The sequence below is a fragment of the Syntrophorhabdaceae bacterium genome (assembly GCA_028698615.1).
Taxonomy (GTDB): Bacteria; Desulfobacterota; Syntrophorhabdia; order Syntrophorhabdales; family Syntrophorhabdaceae; genus Delta-02.
This window is the reverse complement of the sequence record JAQVWF010000024.1, coordinates 18246-36530: the sequence shown is the minus strand read 5'-3', so window position 1 is coordinate 36530 and position 18285 is coordinate 18246. Positions and strand designations below refer to the sequence as shown.

The 18285-nt window shown below is 55.6% G+C and carries 15 protein-coding genes; 11 read left to right on the top strand and 4 right to left on the bottom strand.

The features are described 5' to 3' along the window. Positions 1 to 545 precede the first annotated feature (545 nt). Positions 546 to 1556, bottom strand: coding sequence for a galactose-1-phosphate uridylyltransferase (galT, locus tag PHC90_09500; GenBank protein MDD3846584.1), 1011 nt, complete (start codon positions 1554 to 1556; stop codon positions 546 to 548). A gap of 155 nt (positions 1557 to 1711) precedes the next feature. Here galT and PHC90_09495 point away from each other — a divergent pair, with 155 nt between their 5' ends. The 7 genes from PHC90_09495 to PHC90_09465 are packed head-to-tail and all read left to right on the top strand — an operon-like array spanning position 1712 to position 11223. Beyond that, the gene (locus PHC90_09495; GenBank protein MDD3846583.1) at positions 1712 to 2194 is read left to right on the top strand and encodes a tetratricopeptide repeat protein; all 483 of its coding nucleotides are present in this window, start codon (positions 1712 to 1714) and stop codon (positions 2192 to 2194) included. Further along, a complete protein-coding gene (locus PHC90_09490) occupies positions 2191 to 2826 on the top strand; it encodes a tetratricopeptide repeat protein (protein ID MDD3846582.1) in 636 nt (211 codons plus the stop codon). Before PHC90_09495 ends, PHC90_09490 begins: the two co-directional genes overlap by 4 nt. 1 nt (position 2827) lies before the next feature. After that, entirely contained in the window at positions 2828 to 5485 is a 2658-nt protein-coding gene (locus PHC90_09485) for a tetratricopeptide repeat protein (protein ID MDD3846581.1), read from the top strand. 1 nt (position 5486) lies between these two features. Continuing rightward, entirely contained in the window at positions 5487 to 7157 is a 1671-nt protein-coding gene (locus tag PHC90_09480; GenBank protein MDD3846580.1) for a glycosyltransferase family 2 protein, read from the top strand. Then, complete coding sequence (locus PHC90_09475) at positions 7150 to 8199, top strand: glycosyl hydrolase (GenBank protein ID MDD3846579.1); 1050 nt, start codon at positions 7150 to 7152, stop codon at positions 8197 to 8199. Before PHC90_09480 ends, PHC90_09475 begins: the two co-directional genes overlap by 8 nt. Continuing rightward, positions 8196 to 10880 carry an ATP-binding protein gene (locus PHC90_09470; GenBank protein ID MDD3846578.1) on the top strand — a complete coding sequence of 895 codons (2685 nt, stop codon included), beginning with the start codon at positions 8196 to 8198 and terminating at the stop codon, positions 10878 to 10880. Before PHC90_09475 ends, PHC90_09470 begins: the two co-directional genes overlap by 4 nt. Positions 10881 to 10917: 37 nt before the next feature. After that, positions 10918 to 11223 carry an Hpt domain-containing protein gene (locus tag PHC90_09465; protein MDD3846577.1) on the top strand — a complete coding sequence of 102 codons (306 nt, stop codon included), beginning with the start codon at positions 10918 to 10920 and terminating at the stop codon, positions 11221 to 11223. A gap of 26 nt (positions 11224 to 11249) precedes the next feature. Here PHC90_09465 and PHC90_09460 read toward each other — a convergent pair whose 3' ends face one another. Then, positions 11250 to 12062: a PilZ domain-containing protein gene (locus PHC90_09460; GenBank protein MDD3846576.1), complete on the bottom strand. Its 813-nt coding sequence runs from the start codon at positions 12060 to 12062 to the stop codon at positions 11250 to 11252. Positions 12063 to 12237: 175 nt separating this feature from the next. Here PHC90_09460 and PHC90_09455 point away from each other — a divergent pair, with 175 nt between their 5' ends. Genes PHC90_09455 through PHC90_09445 form a run of 3 tightly spaced genes read left to right on the top strand, consistent with a single transcriptional unit; the run spans position 12238 to position 14281 of the window. After that, entirely contained in the window at positions 12238 to 13458 is a 1221-nt protein-coding gene (locus tag PHC90_09455; GenBank protein ID MDD3846575.1) for a SpoIIE family protein phosphatase, read from the top strand. 42 nt (positions 13459 to 13500) lie between these two features. Beyond that, on the top strand, positions 13501 to 13839 hold the full coding sequence (locus PHC90_09450; GenBank protein MDD3846574.1) for an STAS domain-containing protein: 339 nt from the start codon (positions 13501 to 13503) through the stop codon (positions 13837 to 13839). Between the two features lies 1 nt (position 13840). After that, the gene (locus PHC90_09445; GenBank protein ID MDD3846573.1) at positions 13841 to 14281 is read left to right on the top strand and encodes an ATP-binding protein; all 441 of its coding nucleotides are present in this window, start codon (positions 13841 to 13843) and stop codon (positions 14279 to 14281) included. Between the two features lie 56 nt (positions 14282 to 14337). Here PHC90_09445 and PHC90_09440 read toward each other — a convergent pair whose 3' ends face one another. After that, positions 14338 to 14970, bottom strand: a complete 633-nt coding sequence (locus tag PHC90_09440; protein MDD3846572.1) for a response regulator transcription factor — start codon at positions 14968 to 14970, stop codon at positions 14338 to 14340. Positions 14971 to 15426: 456 nt separating this feature from the next. Next, positions 15427 to 17385, bottom strand: a complete 1959-nt coding sequence (locus tag PHC90_09435) for a PAS domain S-box protein (GenBank protein MDD3846571.1) — start codon at positions 17383 to 17385, stop codon at positions 15427 to 15429. Between the two features lie 238 nt (positions 17386 to 17623). Here PHC90_09435 and PHC90_09430 point away from each other — a divergent pair, with 238 nt between their 5' ends. Next, positions 17624 to 18214, top strand: a complete 591-nt coding sequence (locus PHC90_09430) for a lytic transglycosylase domain-containing protein (protein MDD3846570.1) — start codon at positions 17624 to 17626, stop codon at positions 18212 to 18214. Positions 18215 to 18285: the final 71 nt, after the last annotated feature.

Below are 18285 nucleotides of genomic sequence, written 5' to 3'. Positions count from 1 at the left end.
CCGCCCATCATGCCGGGACCCATGCCATAGCCGCCTCTGCCAGCCTGGCTCTGTGCTGTAGCTATGCCAATGACAAATACCGCAGCCAATGCCAATGAAACAGTAAAAATGGTCTTCTTCATAAGGCTCCTCCCTAAATTGTTCATTGCTGTTGTTCGTTGTCAGCGTAAGGCTGACGGCATGTTTGAGAAGCTGGTTTCACCGCGGTCCTCGCGGCTGCCAACACCAACATCGCTCTGGCGGGGCTGAGCTGAGGGAGAAAACACCCATACTGTTATGCGATAAGCCATTTTTTTAGTTTATCACAGAACTGGCGATTGCGCTGAAGCATCTTTGTGTTCAAGCATGTAGTCGTTATCAGTATGGGGATTCGGAATCCATTCATCTTCCGAGAACATCACCACCGTGCATGGAGTGCACCTGGGGCAAGAACCCAGGAACGCCACCTGCGATCTTGCATATCGAATTCAGAAGGTATCTGGACAATGAAGATGCGCAGGTGACGGGTGATAGGTCAATGGTGCCCGCTGCTTCTTCAGAACCGATCACAACTCCCCGATGGACACGTCTCTCAGGAATGCGGCGCTTTCTTCGGGCATGGAGGTGTTTATGTACATTCCAGTGCCCAGCTCGAAACCTGCCGCCTTGGTGAGCCTCGGGACAATGGCGAGGTACCAGTGAAAGTACCTGGCGTCAGCCCCGCCGGGAGACAGGGACCGTATCACGTAGTTGAAGTCGGGATCGCCCAGCCCCACGTAGAGACGGAGCAAGACCTCCTTCAGAATGCGGGCCAACGCCGGGATCTCGTCGTCGGTAATATTGCCGTAGCAGGCACTGTGGCGCTTCGGATAGATCCATACATGAAAGGGCGACAGCGCAGCGTACGGCACGAAGGCCAGAAAATGGTCGTTCTCGCAGATCACCCTCAGGCCTTCATCCCTCTCCGCTTTCATATAGGTGCAGTAGAGGCAGTCACCAAAATTCACGTAATAGTAATTGCGTATCGCCTCGCTGAGACGATTCATCACCTGTCCGGGAAACACCGGGGTTCCGACTATTTGAGAATGGGGATGTTCAAGCGATGTCCCGGCGCCCTCTCCGTGGTTCTTGAAGATTATGACGTGCTCGACACGCTCGTCTTTGTAAAAGGCTATCTGGCGGTTGCGGTAGGCGGCAAGTATGTCCTCTATCCGGGCAAGGGGCGCGAGGGCCGTGGTGGTATTATGGAGCGGCGACTCGATGATAACCTCGTGGAGCCCCACCCCGCTGAGACACTCCTTGAACTCGTCCCTCTTCTTCACAATAACGCCTTCCGGGGTCAGCGCGGAGAACTTGTTGGGCACCGACCTCACCATCCAGCTGCCCTCGCTGTCTGTCAGTCTGAAGGTCTCCGGCGGGGTCATGGCCTCGTTTCCCGGGCAGAAGGGACATGTTTGAGAGTGAGCGGGAACCAGGCGCGGTTCTCTGTCATGTTTGAACTCTTCGGGGCGCTTCGCTCTTTCCCTGGCGATGATCACCCAATCTCCCGTGATCTGATTCAATCTTACCTCCGGCATAGGACACCTCCTTCTTCTTGGAATACTATTCCAAAAACCGGGTCTTCACAATCACAAATAGGGGGAGGGAAGCAATCCCTTTCCGCCATTGACACCATCGGCACACATGCTATAATCCACCTTGTATCAACAGATGATAGCAGGCGGATAACATTATGAAGATCATCCCCGTCATCATATCCCTCATCATTCTCGCCCTCGCAACGACGGCGGCGTACCGCTACCTGAAGCAGGATTGGCTGCTCTACAGGAAAGCGGCTGACCTTTCGCTAAAAGGCGCCTGGTCTCAGGCCATCCCCATCTACGACAGACTCGCGAAAAAGGGTTTCCGGATGACCGACACCCTGAGGCTCCTCGGGGAATCCTACGAAAAGGAAGGGAATCTGACAATGGCCATTGAGGCCTTTGGGAAACTTGCCGCCGCAAGCCCCGGCGATGCCCGCACGGGCTTCAGACTCGCCGGGCTCTACGATAGAAAAGGCGACCATGAGCACGCCGCCGATATCTATAGCGCCCTTCTTGCGAGGGAACCCGGAAACAGGGCGATCGAGATCCGGCTGGCCCGCGCGCTGGCCGCCCTGGGGCGATATGATGAGGCTATCCTTTGGTACAAAGCCATCCTGGGAGAGAAGCCATGAGACGATCACCGGCAGTTTTAGCGGCTGCGGTCACGCTCGCCGCCACCATTCTCCTTCCGTGCCCGGCATGCCCCTTTGCCCCCGATAAAGCGCAGGCATCGGCCCCTTCGCCCGTGGTCGGAGAGGAGATACCCGATTGGCTGGCACGATGGGAACTTGCCCGCACCCTTGGATATGCAAAGCGCTACGAAGAATCGGTCGCGGAATATAAAAAGCTGCTCAAGGAAAAGCCCGACCTTTCAAAGGCAAGGATCGAGATGGCAAAGATCCTTTTCTGGCAGAAAAAGGACCAGGAGGCCCTTGCCGTCCTCGAGGGCATGGGCCCCCGTCAGCTGGACGTCGATTCGGTCCTGCTCATGGCCGACCTTTACAGGAGCCGCAAGTCCTATAGTTCCGCGGCTCCCCTCTACCGCGAATACCTGGAAAAACGTCCCGGCGACCACCCGGCCCGGCTGAGGTTTGCGGAGATGCTGAGCTGGGAGAAGCACTATGACGAGTCCCTCGCGGAATATCGAAAGATACTCGCGGAACTCCCCGGCGACGTGCAGGTGAGAAGAAAATATGCCCTCGTGCTCATGTGGTTGAAGAGATACGGCGAAGCCGCCGCTGAGCTCAGGAAAACGCTTAAATAGAATGAAAGGCCTGCTCCTTCTCCTGCTCCTCGTAACATCGGTTCTTTTCGCGGCCGGACCCGGCGCGGCCGACCAGACGGTCACCATCGTCCCGCCGGAGGGCAGGGTATCCGACAGGGAAGCCCGTCTCGCCCTGGCAAGGATGCTCTCCTACGAGGATGACACGCTCCGCGCCTCCCTTGCTGATTACCGTTTGCTCCTGAAACAATCACCGGAGGATGCCGTCATCGGGATGGAAACCGCACAGGTCCTCCTGCGGCTGGGGATGGACGCCGAAGCGGGGGTCCTCCTTCGCGGCGTGTACGCCCGCGACCCCGGTAACTGGCAAGCCGGCGCCGCCCTGGCGGATATCGAATGCAGCCGGGGACACGCGAAGACATGCAGGGAGCTTTATCTGGATGTGTTGCAGAGGTCCGGCCAGAAACCGGACCTCAGGCTCCGTTTTGCCGATAGAATGAACATATGGGGTGATTTCTACAAGGCCCGGTACATCTACGGTGAGCATCTTGCCCGCCGCCCCGATGATTGGGAGGTGGGACTGAAACTTGCGAGAGCCTTTGCCAGTTCACAGCGCTACGAGGAAGCGGAAGGCATCTGCAGGAGCCTTGTTGCCAATCGTAAGGATGCTTCCGTCCTTGCGGCTCTCGCCGCGATGAAGCTTTTTGAGAAAGACTTCCAGGCAGGTGAGCTGTACGCGCGCGAGGCCCTCGCCATCGACCCCGGGAGCAAGGAAGCCGCTGATGCCCTCGGTGAGGCCCTCATGTTTACCGGCCGGTATGCCGAGGCCAGGTCCGTGTATGAACGGACGGCCCGGCAATCCGGCGAGTCAGCGCAAACCCTCGTCGACATCGGTCGAACCTTCCTCAAAGAGAACAGGGCCATCGAAGCCCGGATATACTTCAAGAAAGCTCTCGCTGCAGAGCCGGGGAACATCGCCGCACGTTTCTATGATAATTCTCCCAACGGCATACGTTCGAAGGCGTTCTTCTCGTCCATCGTGAATGACACAGGGCTGTCAGCCGCCGGTCTTTCGCAGTGGGCGGACCTTTATCTCTCCCATGGCCTCTTCCCCGAGGCCATCGAATGCCTGCGGGAGGCCCTCCGGCGGGACCCCGAATATTTCCCCGCGTCCATCTCCCTCGCCCAGGTCCTTGGCACCCACAAGCAATACGAGGGATCGGTCAGGCTGTACAAGGACCTTGCCGCGCAGTTTCCCGATGATTCGAAGATCCTCATCGGTCTCGCCCGGGTCCTCGCCTGGTCGAGGCGCTATGATGAATCCATGGCTCTATACCGGCACATCATCGGGCTGGATCCGGCCGACCCCGTTCCCCGCCGGGAAATGGCCCGTACGGCCATGTGGGCCAAAAAACCCTTGCTTGCCATCGAGACGTATGACGCAGCGTTATCCGCAACGGGTGAGGATATGACACGCCCGTCCGGCGCCAGCAAGGAAAAGGACGGGGGCGAAGCCTTTTCCCGGCAGCGTATTCACAGGTCGATCTACCTCGAAAGAGAGGCGAAGAGACTCGCATACAACAAGCGTTTCACCCAATCGCTGCCTGTGTACGAAACCCTCATCGATGAAAACCCCGGCAATGAAGAGGCGCTTTTTGACAAGGCCCAGGTTGCATGCGCCCTGGGTCTGTGCGGTCTTGAAAGGAAGACGTACGAAAAGCTCCTGGCTATCGACCCTCTTCATTCCCTCGCAGGCGACGGGCTCGACAGGCTCAGGTCAAGGAGCAATCCCTCGGCGCGCTTTGATTACTCTTACTGGAACGAGGAAGGCAGGGGTGACCTCGCCCGCATCACACGAAACCGCTTCGACGTCACCTTCGACGTACCCGTCCACTGCCAGTACCATCTCTTTCTCAAGGGCCACCGCTGGCTCGAGGCCCCCGATCTCGACCACGCGACCTACGGCGCCTCGGGCGTCTCCGTCGGCTTCGCCGGGGCCTTCAATCCCTTCATGAGAGCCGAAGGCTCCATCACACACAAGAGATACGACTCACGTACGCTGGGCAGCAAGGACACGGGGCACGGGACACTCTGGTTCAACGTGAACGACCGGGTCCGGCTCGGCGCAGGGTATGCCCGCACGGATGAACTGTACAACTATTTCGGGATAATTCAGGGCGTACAGGCGGATCGCGCTTTCGTGGCCTTCCAGGGCGATATCACGCGCAAGCTCGAGGTGAGCGGCAAGATGGAGTACATAGGGTACAACGATTCTAACAGCGGCAGCTTCCTCGGTCTGGCGGCCGGGTATGCCGTCACCGACCACCCGCGGACCTTCAAGGTCTCCCTGTCCGGTGAGATGCGCAATACCCGTCACAACAACGAATACATCTACCAGGGCGAAGTGCTTGCCGACATAATCCATCCCTACTGGACCCCCCGCGATTACCTGGCGGGCAGCGTCATCCTCGAATGGCGTCATGACCTTTCGAAGTTGTTCATCTGCGGGGCCGAGCAGCATTACTACGATCTCAAGGCATCCTTCGGCACGGACTCCGAGAACAATCCCTACGCAAAGATAGAGGGTGAATGGAGCTGGGAGTTCATGAAGCACTGGCTCCTCGGCATAAAGGGAATGGCCCACACGTCGCCGGAATGGAATGCGACCGGGGCATGGACATGGTTGAGGTACCGTTTCTGACATGAAGGAAGAGCGTCCGACATCTTCAAAATTCGTTTTCATCATGGCGGCACCTGTTGCCGCGATGGTCTTTGCCGCCATCTATCTCATCGTGAGAGTTCTTCTTTTCCTTATCACCGATAATGCCTGGTATGAAAAGGGCCTCGCCCTCCTTCTTCTCATGGCCGAGGTGTTCATCCTCGTCCACGGCATCGGGTATTTTCTGGAGATCCTCTCCGTGGTATTGACAGGCAGGGACTTCACCCGCAAGGAGCTCCCGACGGAGCCCCTTCTGTCCCATCCGCCCGTAGCGATAGTCATGCCCTCCTATAAGGAACCCCTGGAGGTGGTCAAGAACTCTCTCATCACCTTCTACAACCTCTCTTATCCCAACAAGTACATCTACTTCCTCGACGATACCCGCTATGATGTCCCCTGGGATACACCAGAGAACATGGAGGCCTACAAAAAGTCTATAGAGGAGCTCTGCCAGTACGTGGGCATCGATCTCTTTCGGAGGAAATGGCACGGCGCCAAGGCGGGCATCATCAACGATTTTATGGAGTACCTCGACGGACACATGAGAGAGGGGTTCGTCTTTTACAATTATTCCAGGAAGAAAAAAAATGAAACAGAGAGATACATGGTCGTCTTTGACGCCGATTCCAATCCCTTTCCCGATTTCCTCGAGCCCCTCGTCGCCCACATGGAGGGCAGGCCCGAGCTTGCCTTTATCCAAACCCCTCAGTACTACATCAATTTCGATTCCAACCGTATCGCCCGGGCCGCCGGTCTGCAACAGACCGTCTTCTACGAATACATATGCGAGGGCAAGGCCTCGAAAGACGCCACCTTCTGCTGCGGCACCAATGTGCTTTTCCGCCGCGAGGCGCTTAAAAGCATCGGGGGGTTCGACGAGTCGTCCGTCACGGAAGATTTCGCCACCTCCCTTCAGTTTCACCTCAACAAGTGGAAGACGACATACATTAACCGGGTGCGCACCTTCCAGATAGGCCCGGAGGACCTGGGAGGCTATTTTAAGCAGCAGTTCAGGTGGTCCCTGGGGACAATCGGGCTCCTCAGGAAGGTCGTAACAACCTTTGTTCGAAGGCCGCGTGCCCTCACCCTCATGCAGTGGTGGGAATATTTCCTGTCGAGCACGTGGTACTTCATAGGTTTTGTGTTCTTCATCATGATGATATCCCCTCCGATCTATCTCTTTTTCAACGTCCCCGTGTATTTCGCGCGGCCCGCTTTCTACTTCCTCATCTTTGTTCCCTACATCGTCATCACTCTCACCACATTCTACTGGACGCTGAAACAGCGCAGCTACACGATCCGTGACCTCCTGTCGGGACAGCTCCTGACCTTCATCACCTTCCCCGTTTTCATGAAGGCCAGCATCCTTGCCCTCATGGGCTTCAAGGGCACCTTCGGCATCACGCCAAAGGGCACGAGCCGGGCCCTGCCTCTTCTGACCATGTGGCCCCAGCTCCTCCTGTGGGCCATATGCTTTTGCGGGGCCATATGGGGAATCAACAGGCTGATATATGAAAGGGAACCCTTTGCTGGAATACTGGTGAACGTCTTCTGGTGTCTCTACCACGCCGGCATACTATCGTCCATATTTTACTTCAACAGGCCTGTCGAGGAAACCGCCCCTGACAGCGAAAAGGCGGGCGATCTTGTATAGAATACTTTCCCTGTTCATTCTCGTCGCCATGAGCGCTGTTGCGCCCTTCTGCGGGACATCGGACGCCGGGCTGTCCATGTGGGGCTTTACCCTCGACGGTTATCCGGTGACCCGGGACAGACTGAAAGGTATCGAGTCCGACACGGGCCTTCGCTCCGATATCATCGTCTTTTTTCTCCAATGGCCCTCTGATGGCGACCCAAACTCAGGCGAGTTTCCCCTCGAGAGCCTCGAAACCATAACGGCGAGCGGCTCCCTGCCCTGCATCACCTGGGAGCCTATGCATATCAAAGGCGGCAAGGAGATCGCCATCTCCCACACCGATCTGCTCAGCGGCAGGTACGATCGATACATAACCCGGTTTGCTGATAAAGCCCGTTCGTGGAACAAACCTGTGCTGATACGGTTCGCCCATGAGATGAACCTGAAGCGATACCACTGGGGTACAACGGAAGATCAATACGGCCCGGAAAGCCCCGCCATATATCGAAGGATGTACATTTATATCGTCGACATCTTCAGACGGTCGGGCGCCGGCAACGTCCTTTGGGTCTTCTGCCCTAACGCAGAATCTGTCCCGAGCACATCCTATGACCCGTCGGCCTCATGGAACACCCTGTCCAATTACTATCCCGGAGACAGCTACGTCGACATCCTCGGCGTAGACGGCTACAACTGGGGAACAACCAGGAAAAAAGCCATCCATGGATGGGAAAGCCGCTGGAGAACCTTCCGGGAGATCTTTGAAGCACCGATCACTGAACTGAGGGGTTTGAGCACTTCCGCGGCAGGAAAGCCTCTCATCGTCTTCGAGACCGCGACCGTCGGCGCCGGCGGGAACAAGAATGAATGGATAGGGGATGCCCTCACCGCCGCAGGGAGGTCAGGCATAGACGGCATCGTATGGTTCCAGTCCGACAAGGAAGTCGATTGGCGCATAGAAAGCGCCTCCGACGGGAGCTATGTGGGTGCCCTGCAGCACGCACGCGGGTCCAGGCGGGACAGGCTCAAGGAACTCCTCGAAAGGGGGAAACAGCCGTGATCCACAGGCTAAGCCTCAAGGCGAAGATGGCCACCGTTGCCTCTCTTCTCTTCCTCGTCATCTTTCCCACCGGTGCCTTCATGTTCGAGAGCATTTTCGAGAAGCATTTCAGGCAGACCATAGCGGACCAGCAGTTTGAACTCGTTTCAAAGATAGCGAATGATGTCGACCTCAGGATCGGCGAGGCCCAGAAAGCGCTCATCGAGGTATCCAGGCATATTCCCACCGGGGACATCGGGGACTACCCCGCCATGCAGAGACACCTCGAAGAGGCGCTTCATTCCCGCTTCTTCTTCACGGCATGCTTCGACCACGGCGTCGTGCTCTATTCGAAAACGGGAAGGATCATCGCGGAAGTGCCTTATTCTCCTGAGCGCTATGGCAAGGACTTTTCCGGCAAGGAGTACCTTCAATACACCCTTAAGACAAGAGGGCCTTACATATCGAAGCCCTTCAGATCCACGAGAGCGCCCCACGATCCCATAGTCATGTTCACCGCTCCCGTCTTCGACAAGCACAATGACCTGGTAGCCGTGCTCGGCGGCTCCATTTCCCTCCTCAACGACGTTACCTTCGGAGGTATCGCGAAGATCAAGATAGGCCGGACGGGGTACATGTATCTTTTCGATAAGGACCGGTCGATCATCATCCATCCCGACAGGAAGCGGATACTTCAGCGCGACCTGCCCCGGGCGCCCAACCCTCTGTTCGACGCGGCCATCGACAACTGGTTCGAGGGAAGCGGGGAAACGATGTCCTTCGGAGACGTGCCGGGTATAGTCACCTTCAAACGTTTTCGCCACACCGACTGGATCCTGGCGACCCATTACCCGATCAAGGACGCGTATGCCCCCATCTACAAGGAGCGGTGGTACATCGTCGCTTACACGACCATCGGGATCGCCTTTTGCGTCCTCATTATCCTCATCGTCATGCGCAGGAACCTGTCGCCCTTGTCTGAACTGGCGGCTCAGGCCGAGAGGATAGGCCGGACGGAAGAGCCCCTGAGAACTGTCCGCGTGGATGCCGGCGGAGAGATCGGTGCGCTTGCCTCTTCCTTCAATGCCATGCTCGAACGACTCTCCGACCGTGAAGCTTCCTTGAAAAGCACCGTGGAGGAACTGCGCAAGCTGCACAACGCCGTTGAGCACAGTTCCGCCGTTGTGATCATCACCGACGGAGAGGGAATCATCGAGTACGTTAACCCGAAGTTCGTCGAGGTGACGGGTTACGAAAGGAGCGAGACCGAGGGAAAGACGCCCCGCATTCTCAAATCCGGCGTGATGCCGCGGGAAACATACGATCGACTCTGGACAACCATCACTTCCGGGGACGAATGGCAGGGCGTTTTTCACAACAGGAAAAAGAACGGTGAATTCTACTGGGCAGCTGCGTCCATTTCGCCCCTGAAGGATACAACCGGAGCTATTACCCATTTTGTCGGAGTCCAGGAGGACATCACCGCGGTAAAGCTCTTCGAACAGGAACTCAAGGATGCAAAGGAGGCGGCCGAGACGGCAAACCAGGCCAAGAGCTATTTTCTCGCCGCCATGAGCCACGAGATCCGCACCCCGATGAACGCCATCATCGGCATGGCCGAGCTTCTGCTTGAAGGCCCCCTCGACGATGAGCAGAGGAAATTCGTCACCACGCTAAGGAGCGCCGGAGATAATCTCCTCAACATCATCAACGACATCCTCGACATATCAAAAATAGAGGCGGGTTATCTTGAACTCGATGAGTCGGTCTTCGATGTCCGGGAACTCGTCAATGCCGTCTGCGACACGATGGTGGTACGCATCCGCGAGAAGGGTATCAGCCTCGACTGCATCATAAGACCCGGCGTGCCACGCCGTCTCACCGGCGATGCGGGGAGGCTCAGGCAGGTCCTTCTCAATCTCGTCGGCAACGCCGCAAAGTTCACGGAGGAAGGGGGTATCACGATCACCGTGGAACTCGATGAGGCGGGCGGCGATACCACTATCATGAAATTCTCCATCAGCGACACGGGAATCGGCATACCCGAGGACAAGATCGCTCATATATTCGAAAAGTTCACCCAGGCCGATACGTCGACAACCCGCAAATACGGCGGCACCGGGCTGGGGCTGACCATATCCCAGCGTCTCGTGGAACTCATGGGAGGAAGGATATGGGTATCGAGCACCCCCGGTTCGGGAAGTACCTTCTATTTCACCGCCTCCCTGCGCCCCGCCGGGGACAACGACAAAGAGGAGCGCTCTCCGGGCGAGGACACCGGCCTTCCCCCGGCGCCGCAGGTCCCCTCCGAACCCCGGCCGCTGTCCATCCTCCTTGTCGATGACTCGGAAGACAACCGGTTGCTCGTCCAGTCATTCCTCAAAAAGATGCCCTATAAGATAGATGAGGCGCAGAACGGGCGAATCGCGGTGGAGATGTTCAGAGAATCGGCCTACGATATCGTCCTCATGGACATACAGATGCCCGTAATGGACGGATACGAGGCCACCAGGCAGATACGGCAATGGGAGCGATCGCAGGGACGAAGGGCAACGCCGGTCCTTGCGCTGACCGCATACGCCCTCGAAGAGGAGACACGTAAGAGCTATGAGGCGGGGTGCACCGGCCATCTCACCAAACCTGTACGCAAGTCCGCCCTCATCGACGCCATCACCACATGCACGGGGGACACATCCCTTTAACGATGGGAGAGAAGGAGCGGAAAGAGAGGTGAACACCATGGAAGATGAAGCGCCGGTCGTAAAGATCGACAAGGATCTCGAAGACCTCGTACCGGGGTACCTCCAAAGAAGGCTGGCGGACGTGTCATTGATACGGGAGGCCGTCGGGAATAATGATCTTGAAACAATACGGATGCTCGGCCATACCATGAAGGGCGGTGGCGGCGGCTACGGGTTTGACCTTATCACCGAGATCGGTCGGCGTATCGAAGAAGCGGCAAAAGCCGGCAACGAAGATGAGATCCTCGCCTGCGCCAACGAACTGGATCAATTTCTGGCCACAGTTCACATCGAGTATGAATGAGGCATTTACCCGCATGCCCTCCAGCGCTACAACGAATGGAGGTACAGCATTACGATGGTGTTGTAATTGAAATAAAGCCTGTTCTCAAGGTCCTTGATGGCGTTGAGGTAGGGAACAATGCTCTCGTCGGAAAAGGCGGCCTTGAATATCTCGATATAGACCTCCGATTCCACTATGGCCCTGAGTTCCTCCAGATCAATGAACCCGGCGATATCCGACTGGGCCGGCATCTCCGTCCGGGTCCTTACGTACAGAGCTTCGAGTTGGTCACAATGCTCCTTGACCCGCGCCTTGACGTCGGACAGGAGAAAGCTCTTAAGCTGGGGGTATTCTGCCCGCGGATACCGTGCGATACGGGAAAAGAAAGGTATAAGATGACCGAGGTAGATGTCGACGCCCTTCTTGAGGAACGCCGTGTCCTTGATCACCCTGCACAGGAGGCTGTCGCGCACCTCGAACTCTTCGAGGTCAACGGACACCGAACCTGATTCGATGGAGATGAAGACGGGGTATGGAGGGCGGTCCCTGTTGCCAAGAATGGCCCCGCAGGTCTGGGCCCCCATTCCCTCATCCCACCTCGTCCAGAGTATAACGCCCTGATCGTAGTACTGTTCCCCGATGTTGATGGGAAGGTGGAAGTTGACGGTATCGCCCTTCTTGATCCCTTCCCTGCTAACCACCCAGGCAGGGATGGCAAAGGCGATGCCGCTCTTACTCAGGTCAATTATAAGATACTGAAACGATGAATGGTCCTCGTCACGGGTCCCAAGAAAGGGAAGATTAACGGAACTGATATCGAGTCTGGGTTCCTTCCTTCTCTCTTCCCCGTCCCTGATCATGCTCTGTTCCCCCTACAGATGTAATCATACACACAGGGGACGACCGCGACAACGAAAAAAACGGTTCCGGCGGAGCGTTGCGAGGCGGAGGTTCACAAATAGAAGACCCGATGGGGCAAGATAGATCAAAAAACATGGAATAATCATTGGATCGGCTGTAATATACAGGATATAGATGAAGGAAAGGATACTCATAGTCGACGACAGCGAGGACATTCGGGCCCTCCTGAGACATATTCTGGCGGCGGCCGGCTACGAGGTCGCCGAGGCCCCGAGCGGAAATGAGGTGCTGCAGAGAGCAGGGGTTTTCAAACCGGACCTCATCCTCCTCGATATCGTGATGCCCGGCATGGATGGTTTTACCGTGTGCGAGGAGCTCAACCGGGAGGAGTCTCTTTCGGACATACCCATTATTTTCCTCTCAGCCAAAACTGAGACCGCTGATAAGGTGAAGGGCCTTGAACTGGGCGGTGCCGATTACATAACGAAACCCTTCCAGAAAACGGAGGTCCTGGCACGGGTGGAAAACCAGCTCAAGATCCGGCGGCTCACCTCTGATCTCAAGAGGTCCAATGCCCAGCTCACCGAAAAGCAGAAAGTTCTCGACGAGGATCTCAGGGCGGCGGCTGGCATCCAGCAAAGCCTTTTGCCTCGCGCAATACCGGATATCAAAAACCTCGCAATCGCATGGAAATTCATGCCCTCTCACATGATAGGAGGGGATATATTCAACGTATTTCGTCTCGACGAGAATCACGTGGGTCTCTATATGATAGATGTCAGCGGTCATGGCGTCCCCTCCGCACTCATCACCGTTTCCGTTTCCCAATTCCTCCAGCCCGACAGCGGATCCGTGACGAAGGAAAGGACATACGAACCGCCCGGCTACCGGATCGTGTCGCCAGGCAGGGTGCTTGAGATCCTTGACGGGGAATATCCCATCGATCGCTTCGGAAAGTATTTCACCATCGTCTATCTCATAGTCAACACCCGGACCGGTGCCGTAAGATACAGTAACGCCGGGCATCCCTTTCCGGTCATCATGCGAAGGAACGGGTCGCTTGAGGTGCTGGATAAGGGCGGAACGATCATCGGCCTCGACGGCCTCGTTCCCTTCGATGAGGAAGAGCGATCCCTCGCGCCGGGAGACAGGGTGATTCTTTTTACCGACGGAGTGGTGGAATACAGCAACAGCTCGGGGGAATTCTTCGGGGAAGACCGCTTCCATTCCCTCCTTTCCTGCCACGGGCGCGCAGAGATCGAAGAGCTTCTCGATACCATCGTGGCTTCCATCATTGATTTCGGCAAAGGAGCGGAGTTTCAGGACGACATTACCCTTGTTGCCCTTGAATACGGAAGAACACGGACACCGAACGAGGAACCCGGCCGCAGCTAAGGCACACCGGCCGGTACTGCTTAACACCACGGAGGAACATGCATGCAGATAGAAGAGAAGAAGGTGGGGGACGTTCTTGTTGTACTGCCCCGGGAAGGGCGGATAGACGCATCCGTCTCCACAGGGTTCAAGGGAAGAATAGTCGATTGGATCAACCAGGGGAACAGGCGCATCATCCTCGACCTTTCCCATGTTGATTTCATCGATTCAAGCGGTCTCGGCGCCATCGTATCAAGCCTCAAAACAATGGGCCCCGACGGCAGTCTCGTCCTCTGCGGCATCAGGGAGACCGTTATGGGGCTCTTCAAGCTTACGAGGATGAACCGGGTGTTCCAGATCTTCACCGACGAGTCCGAAGCGATCGAGGCGCTCTCGAAATAACATGCCCGAACAGGCGTCAACGAAAACGATCACTTTTCTTGTCGACAGCAAGTTGAAGAATGTTTCTCTTGCCGGCGTCGCTATTCGCGGCATATGCGGCTATCTTTCGCTCAGCGAGGTCGATGCCTATTATCTCGAACTCTGTGTCGTCGAAGCGGTGAACAACGCCATCACCCATGCCTACGATGGCAAGGAAGGGCACGCGGTGGAGGTCAACATAACCTATTCGACTGAGGAGATCGTCCTCAATATCACCGACAGAGGAAAGAAGATGTCCCTTTACCACCCCCGGTTCCTCGAGTTCAACCCCGAGGACCTGAAGACCCTGCCGGAACACGGACTCGGCCTGTACATCATCAACTCCGTGATGGACGAGGTCATATACACATCGGAAGGCGGCAAGAACACGCTGACAATGCGCAAAAACCTGTATAGTACCTGATTAGCCGCCGGATACCAGAAGGACCTGTCTTTCCCCTGAAACTTTGAACCCGTCCTCTAGCTCCCCAGGCCGTTTTCGATGCTGTAACGGATCAGTTCCGAGTTGTTCCTGAAATTCATCTTTTTGAGAATCCTTGTCCGGTAGGTGCTGACCGTCTTTATGCTGAGGAACAACTCCTCCGATATCTTCTTGATGGAATACCCCGAAGCAATCATCAGCATGACCCTGAATTCCCTTTCTGAAAGGGTACTGTGGAGGGGCACATCGGCGGGGTGCCCTATGACACCGGCCAGTTTTTCAGCAAGAGTTGTGCTAATGTATTTCCTCCCCTGGGATATCCGGCGTATTGCCATGACAAGCTCGTCGGGTGCGCTCTCCTTTGTAAGATAGCCGGACGCACCGGCCTTGAGGACCCTCATCGCATAGTGCTCCTCGGGATGAACGCTGAGTATGAGAACGTTCGAATCGGGTTTCTGCAGTTTGAGTTCCCGAAGGACATCAAGGCCGCTCTTGATGGGCATTGAAATATCGAGGATAACGATGTCGAAGGATCCGGCCACGGCTTTATTGAGGGCCTCCTGACCGTCGCTCGCTTCATCGACGACCACCAGGTCGGGAACGTCGGAAACGATCTGTTTCAATCCCTCCCGGACGATGAAATGATCGTCGGCGATCAGGATCCGGACCATGACCGCCTCCGGCAATACTCGTAAAGGACCTGCATTGTATGGGCCTCCATTCTGTTCATATCACTGATGCTCATCAAAGACCCGCCACACGTTTTAATGTCCGGGCGGTGTGTGTGCCATTTAGAAGTATATCATCATTGACCTCAAATATCTTAAGGATGGTGCCAGGCTTAGAACAATGATGGAATAGAGATAGCGAAGCCCCTGAATGCTTAAAAGAAACAGTCGGGGGGGATGACTTTTGTCTCTTTCGTGTTCTTGGAAGCTAACCTTGATAAATAAACGGCAGCACTTTGTTGCGCAAGCTCGAAAGGGGCTTCGCTATAGGAAGTCACGCATATGACGGGATTATGATAGGCGACAATCATAAGATGTGTAATTATAACAGAGTCCTCTCAAATACCGATATGTAATTTATGGCTAGATAATATAGATACGCTTTATATATAATACGAGCTAACCAAGTGATATTAAAAACGCTCTAAGATTCAGCTTCTTGCCATTAAGATTCAGCTTGCTCCTGATATTGTTGCGATGGGTATCGATAGTCCCCGTTGAGACCTTCATGATCTCAGCTATCTCCTTCGAGGTTTTGCCAGCCTTGATGAGATTTGCCACCTGGATCTCTGTCGGGGTGAAATTGGAGTACTTCATAGACATCTTTTGCAGGAAGGGGGAAAGTATGTCGTTGAGATTCCGCTCCACGATATCCACGTAGGAGGCCTGCCCCGGGTCGAGCCGCCCTTTTCTCATCTTGTCGATATAGGGGAGGACCAACGCCTTGACGTTGGCTATCAGCTTTTCCTCAAGTTCCTTCTTGTCGTCTTCCCGATGCTTGAGGAGCACCTTCAGCGCGGTATTCGCCTCCTGGAGGCGGCTCGATTCTATCTTCAGTTCCACCTCCCTTTTTTTCAGCGACTCCTCCGTTATCTTCCGGCCGCTGATGTCCTGTAATATGGCGCAGATATACCCTTCCCCCTCATATTCCATGTAGTTGCCGGCAATCTCCACGGGAAAGAGCTTTCCCCCCCTCGTCCGGAAGATGGCTTCGACGCTCTCCGACGTGCGATTGTTGATCCCCCTGCTGTTGTCTATCCACGTTTCCTCGCCACAGTTCGCATCCAGTTCAAAGATCTTCCTTTCCTTCAGCTCTTCCCTGGTATAGCCGAGGAGCCTGCAGATCTCGTCGTTCCCGTATATTATCTCGCCATCATCAGATATCCACAGGATGCCTACCGCCGCCCGGTCAACGGCGAACTGGGTGAATTTCAGCGCCGCCCCGGCCTTTCTTATCTCCGTGACGTCGTTGGCGAAAAAGATCCTGTAGTTCCTGCCGGGAAACTGGAGGGCGTGACCCGTTATCTCCACGTCGACAATGGTACCGTCTCTCTTCCGGTGCCTCCAGGGCACCCGCTCCTGAGAAGGGTCGGGTTTCGACAGGTGGGCGAGAAGAGACGGGACATCCTCGTCGGGTTTCAGGTCCTTGAGGGTCATGCCCAGGAGTTCCTCCCGTGAATACCCGTAGCTTCGAACGGCGAAGGTATTGACGTCCACTATTTTCAGGGTCTCGAAATCATAGACGAACGTCGGGAAGGGGATATTGTCAAACATGTTCCGGTAGCGCTCTTCGCTGTCCCTGAGTTCCTTTTCCGCCTTCTTCCGTTCCGTTATGTCCCGCCAGACGACATACATGAGCGGCCTCGTCTGCCCGAAGGGGATCGTTGTAAGGGAGATCTCCACCCAGAACTCCCTCCCGTCCACGCTGCGGTGCAGCCACTCGAAACGGCTGCTTCCGTCCTTTATTGCCTTTTCTATTATCCTTGCGCCCTTTTCCCGGGAAAGCTCTCCATCGGGCTGGTATTCCGGTGAGATCTCAAAAGGATGGTATTTGAGGAGCTCCTCTTTTGACGTGCATCCCATGATAAGGACCGCCGATGCATTGCAGTCGATGTAGTTCTTGCCGTCAAATATGAAGATGGGGTCCACGGACTTCTCATAGAGTAACCTCAACTTGGTCTCGTTCTCTTCAAGGTCCTGCCGGGCCCTGGCCAGCTGTGTGATGTCCTCGTAGGCAATGAGGATCTCTCCGGATGCCAGTTGGACAGGCATAAAGTGTATGGTCCTGATTGTCGAGTCCTTGCAGGTGACACGAAAAACCCATGGCTTCTTCTCCCCGGGCCTGAAGAGTTCGAAGTCCTTGACCCACACGTCTATCACGGATCTTCGGTATTCCGGGTCGGGATATGCCTTTTCGAACCACGCCTTTCCGTCCGGGATATCCGAGAGGTCGTAGCCGAACATCTCCCCGAACTTCGGGTTGAGGTACCGATATTCCCCCCGAATGTTGATAAGGGCCAGACCCACGGGTATGTTCTCCGCAAGAATCTTGAAGGTTTCGCCTCTCTCGACAAACATATCTGCTTACTCCCCGCCTGAATGGGCCGGTGGCCGCCTCTGCACCGGCCTCCAGGGAACCTCTCCGGCCTATTCGGGATTGTGGTATTATAGGAACAGTATAGTGTAGTCGGAATTTCCAGTAAACATTTTTCACAGTGCAGAATGCATGATGTAGCGACCCATTCATCCCGCCGACAAGTTAACGTCCCCGGACCGCAGGTTGACATCCACCCAGCACCTGGTGTATGAATTATGCATGATAAACTGGTATTGGATACGTTTTACAGCATTTCTCATCATGGTGATCCTCTGTTTCACCATACCTGCGGTGAGCGTTTATTCCACGCTTCAAAAGCAGAAGCACATCAGGGAGCAGATAGCCCTTCATGTCAAGAATGGCAACGAGGGTCTGGAAAAAAGGGACCTGCGGGCCATCTCCCACGGTGTTTATGAGGCCTCGAAGAAACACGGGATCGATTACAGGCTGATTCTCGCCTTGATGAAGGTGGAATCGAACTTCCGCAGTGACGCTGTTTCCGAGATGGGGGCACGGGGTCTCCTCCAGGTCAAACCGTCCCTCGCGAAATTCATGGTCCGCGACATGGGGATAGAGTGGAAGGGCAACAAGACCCTTGACGATCCCGGGAACAACATACGTATAGGCACCCGCTTCCTTTCAGAACTTGTCCATCGTTTCTATTATGTTACCACGGCGCTTCGCGCCTACAACATGGGACCCGAGAGGACCGTGGGCCTTCCCCCGGAGAAGATGACCTCTCCCAGGGGCTTTCCCGGGCTCGTACTGCGGGAATATGACAGGAACATAGTGATACTGCCCGATCCCTGAACAAGAATTATCCGGTGCACCCTTCCGTGAGCGATCCCCAGAACGATAGAGCCGACGATGCCCATGACGGT

What these genes read in the sequence shown, in the direction of transcription:
- galT (MDD3846584.1), bottom strand. Translation starts at nt 1,556, where the DNA reads ATGCCGGAGGTAAGATTGAATCAGATCACGGGAGATTGGGTGATCATC.
- PHC90_09495 (MDD3846583.1), top strand. Translation starts at nt 1,712, where the DNA reads ATGAAGATCATCCCCGTCATCATATCCCTCATCATTCTCGCCCTCGCA.
- PHC90_09490 (MDD3846582.1), top strand. Translation starts at nt 2,191, where the DNA reads ATGAGACGATCACCGGCAGTTTTAGCGGCTGCGGTCACGCTCGCCGCC.
- PHC90_09485 (MDD3846581.1), top strand. Translation starts at nt 2,828, where the DNA reads ATGAAAGGCCTGCTCCTTCTCCTGCTCCTCGTAACATCGGTTCTTTTC.
- PHC90_09480 (MDD3846580.1), top strand. Translation starts at nt 5,487, where the DNA reads ATGAAGGAAGAGCGTCCGACATCTTCAAAATTCGTTTTCATCATGGCG.
- PHC90_09465 (MDD3846577.1), top strand. Translation starts at nt 10,918, where the DNA reads ATGGAAGATGAAGCGCCGGTCGTAAAGATCGACAAGGATCTCGAAGAC.
- PHC90_09460 (MDD3846576.1), bottom strand. Translation starts at nt 12,062, where the DNA reads ATGATCAGGGACGGGGAAGAGAGAAGGAAGGAACCCAGACTCGATATC.
- PHC90_09455 (MDD3846575.1), top strand. Translation starts at nt 12,238, where the DNA reads ATGAAGGAAAGGATACTCATAGTCGACGACAGCGAGGACATTCGGGCC.
- PHC90_09450 (MDD3846574.1), top strand. Translation starts at nt 13,501, where the DNA reads ATGCAGATAGAAGAGAAGAAGGTGGGGGACGTTCTTGTTGTACTGCCC.
- PHC90_09445 (MDD3846573.1), top strand. Translation starts at nt 13,841, where the DNA reads ATGCCCGAACAGGCGTCAACGAAAACGATCACTTTTCTTGTCGACAGC.
- PHC90_09440 (MDD3846572.1), bottom strand. Translation starts at nt 14,970, where the DNA reads ATGGTCCGGATCCTGATCGCCGACGATCATTTCATCGTCCGGGAGGGA.
- PHC90_09435 (MDD3846571.1), bottom strand. Translation starts at nt 17,385, where the DNA reads ATGTTTGTCGAGAGAGGCGAAACCTTCAAGATTCTTGCGGAGAACATA.
- PHC90_09430 (MDD3846570.1), top strand. Translation starts at nt 17,624, where the DNA reads ATGATAAACTGGTATTGGATACGTTTTACAGCATTTCTCATCATGGTG.